General features: G+C 39.5%; 2 protein-coding genes. Both read right to left on the bottom strand.

The genetic code is table 11. From position 1 onward, the window contains the following. Positions 1-108 precede the first annotated feature (108 nt). The gene (locus tag ABXT06_RS22675; protein ID WP_354592751.1) at positions 109-1581 is read right to left on the bottom strand and encodes a phage tail-like protein; all 1473 of its coding nucleotides are present in this window, start codon (positions 1579-1581) and stop codon (positions 109-111) included. Between the two features lie 427 nt (positions 1582-2008). After that, positions 2009-3204, bottom strand: a 1196-nt coding sequence (locus ABXT06_RS22680; RefSeq protein ID WP_354592752.1) for a T9SS type B sorting domain-containing protein, incomplete at its 5' end; no start/stop codon positions are given.

The raw sequence follows: 3204 nt of genomic DNA on the forward strand, positions 1-3204 counted from the left end.
AAAAAAGCAGGTAAACTTAACGGAAAACAATTCGTTGGCTCAACAATCGTTTCAACTCCGATGATGATGGAATTGGCAACAAGTTATGGCGGTGAATGCAAAGTTGGATTAACAGGATGTAACCGTTGCTCCAGTTGCTCCCGTAGCACCTGTTGCACCCGTTACACCATTTGCTCCTGTAGCTCCTGTAGCTCCCGTAGCTCCCGTTGCACCTGTTGCTCCCGTAGCTCCCGTTGCTCCTGTAGCTCCCGTTGCACCTGTTGCTCCTGAATTACCAGTAGCTCCTGTTGCACCTGTAGCGCCTGTTGCACCCGTAGCACCTGTAGCTCCTGTAGCTCCTGTAGCTCCTGTTGCACCTGTAGCTCCCGTAGCTCCTGTAGCACCCGTTACACCATTTGCTCCTGTAGCTCCTGTTGCTCCCGTAGCTCCCGTTGCACCATTTGCTCCTGTAGCTCCTGTAGCACCTGTTGCACCTGTAGCTCCCGTTGCTCCTGAATTACCAGTAGCTCCTGTAGCTCCCGTAGCACCCGTTACACCATTTGCTCCTGTAGCTCCTGTTGCTCCCGTAGCTCCTGAATTACCAGTAGCTCCTGTTGCACCTGTAGCTCCTGTAGCTCCCGTTGCACCCGTTGCACCATTTGCTCCTGTAGCTCCCGTTGCACCTGTAGCTCCCGTAGCACCTGTAGCTCCTGAACTACCAGTAGCTCCTGTTGCACCCGTAGCTCCTGTTGCACCCGTAGCACCTGCTGCGCCTGTAGCTCCTGCTACACCATCAGCTCCTTTAACTTTTCCAGCATTTGAAGTCGTTCCATCTGTATAGGTAATAATAAGATTTCCAGAAGCGTCTACAAATGTTCCTTCAATTCCCTTTCCATCTGATCCTTTGACTCCTTGTGCACCCTGAGGTCCTTGATCGCCTTTTACTTTGCCTGCATCGATTTTAGTTCCATCAGTCAAAGTAATAATAAGGTTTCCTGAAGTGTCTACAGAAGTGCCTGCAATGCCTTTTCCATCCAATCCGTTTTTACCATCTGCCCCTTTTACTTTGCCTGCATCTATTTTAGTTCCATCAGTTAAAGTAATAATAAGATTTCCAGAAGCGTCTACAGATGTTCCTGCAATGCCTTTTCCATCTGATCCTTTGGCTCCTTGTACACCCTGAGGTCCTTGATCGCCTTTTACTTTGCCTGCATCGATTTTAGTTCCATCAGTTAAAGTAATAATAAGGTTTCCTGCTGGATTAATTTCGGTATTTGAAACACCTTTTCCTTCTTTACCTGTACCTCCTTCATCAGAAAGTGCAATTCTGCACCATCTGTCAATGTACCAATAGTAATATCCTGGTTTGATATCTGCTATTGTAGCGGTATTAAAAACAAGTAGACTGTTAACGTTTCCGCTTGTTATTGTTGTCTTATCGGTACTCCCTTTTAAGGGGACCTGGGGAATCAATAGCCCCCTATCTCTTGCAAAAACTTCTAACTGCGCAGAAGGATTTGCGTCTTTCTTACCTACTACTACTTGCGAATAGGTCGAATAACTGCCTAACACAAAAAGTAAAGGAAGTAATTTATTTTTCATAGCATTTTGTTTACAATTGTTCTTTTTTCTTAAAAAAAAGCTATTAGTTACTACTTATGCTTCAATTGCTAACTAATTGAAGAAACAGATTATAACCCGTCACTTAATTTAGGAGACAAAGTTCTTTCGAAATAGATTTTATAAATGCCACTAGAAGTTTTTAAAGTTACATTTTAAGGTAAAACTTAAAAATTTGAATTTTACTGTAGTAAATTATCGGTATTATAAATAAAAAGGGGAAATGTACATTTCCCCTTTCAAAAACTATCAAAAATATTAAATGTCAAAATATTATGAATTCCAAAAACGACATATCTCAACAGGCGTATAAAGTTTTGCAAATGTCTAATGAAACTTCATACATAGATAACCTTAAAAGTTTTTAAAATTATACTTTTAGGTACTTAAAAAATTTAGCATGATAAATCTATTGGCTATTTACATATAAATAACCTGCTTTTTCTACTTTTTTACCATTACTGCTGTATTCTAATGTATAGAAATACGTTCCTGTTGGCAGTTTATTTCCTTTTCCAATAGTTGCTCGCCCATCAGAAAATCCCTGAAATGGATTTGTTATATTATCGTAGCCATTTTTTTCGTAAACAATAACTCCATAACGATTAAAAATTTTCACTTTATTATCAGGGTAGCAATCGATTCCTTTAATAAAAAAACTATCATTTAATCCGTCACCATTTGCAGATACAGCATTGTAGATTTCTTCTACACATGATACATTTATGGTTTGCACAAATGAATTCTCATTACCGCATTGATCTGATGCTATCCAAGTTCTTATTAATTTATATTTACTACTGCAATCTCCATCAACTTTTGTTTCATTAAATGCTATCGAAGCATTTCCACAGTTATCTGTTGCTGTGAATGTCTGCACTGCAGGTATGTTTTCACAGTTGGCTTCTATTACTATATCGGGAAGTGTTTCTGCAAATACTGGAGCCGTTTGATCATGAATGAGTATTGTTTGTGTACAGATTGCAATATTTATGATGGTATTTTCCCCTTCATCTCTTACTCCATTATTGTTTGTATCTACGTAATCTGTTATTGTATAGGTTCGTATTACATTGGCATTACAGCCAGGATCGTCACCATTTGATGCTATAATTTCAATTACACCACAATTGTTACTTACAATACGTCCATCTCCATTTCCTAAGTTTTCAAACTGTTCTTTTGTTAAGCTTATATCAGAAGGTAGTTCATCATAACAAGAAATTGTTAAGGGCTGGAATGTCGGACATATCACATCAAATGTACAGCAGTTTGGCGAAGCTCCAGAAACAATAACTGTATTACAAGAATTTGAATCTTGCAGATTTACATTATAACTAGTTCCAGAATTAATTAATCCAGAAGTCCATTCACTTCCTGTCCAAACTCCAGGGGCACCAGTTCCTATTGCAGTAAAAGGCCCTTGACCCCTTACTGTCAAAGTAATACTGTAAGCTGATTCATTTGAAGAGCAATTTACCGCTTCTGTTCCCACTAATGCAATTTGACTTATAATTACATTCTGATCGGCTGTCGAAACATTGCCGTTTCCGTCATCAAAGCTCCATGTCACCACTGTCGTCCCCTGCGCAGTAATAGGAAATA

The organism is Flavobacterium sp. UW10123, assembly GCF_040538975.1.
Taxonomy (GTDB): Bacteria; Bacteroidota; Bacteroidia; order Flavobacteriales; family Flavobacteriaceae; genus Flavobacterium.

Coding starts and splice junctions, on each gene's coding strand:
- ABXT06_RS22675 (WP_354592751.1), bottom strand. CDS start 1,581: ATGAAAAATAAATTACTTCCTTTACTTTTTGTGTTAGGCAGTTATTCG.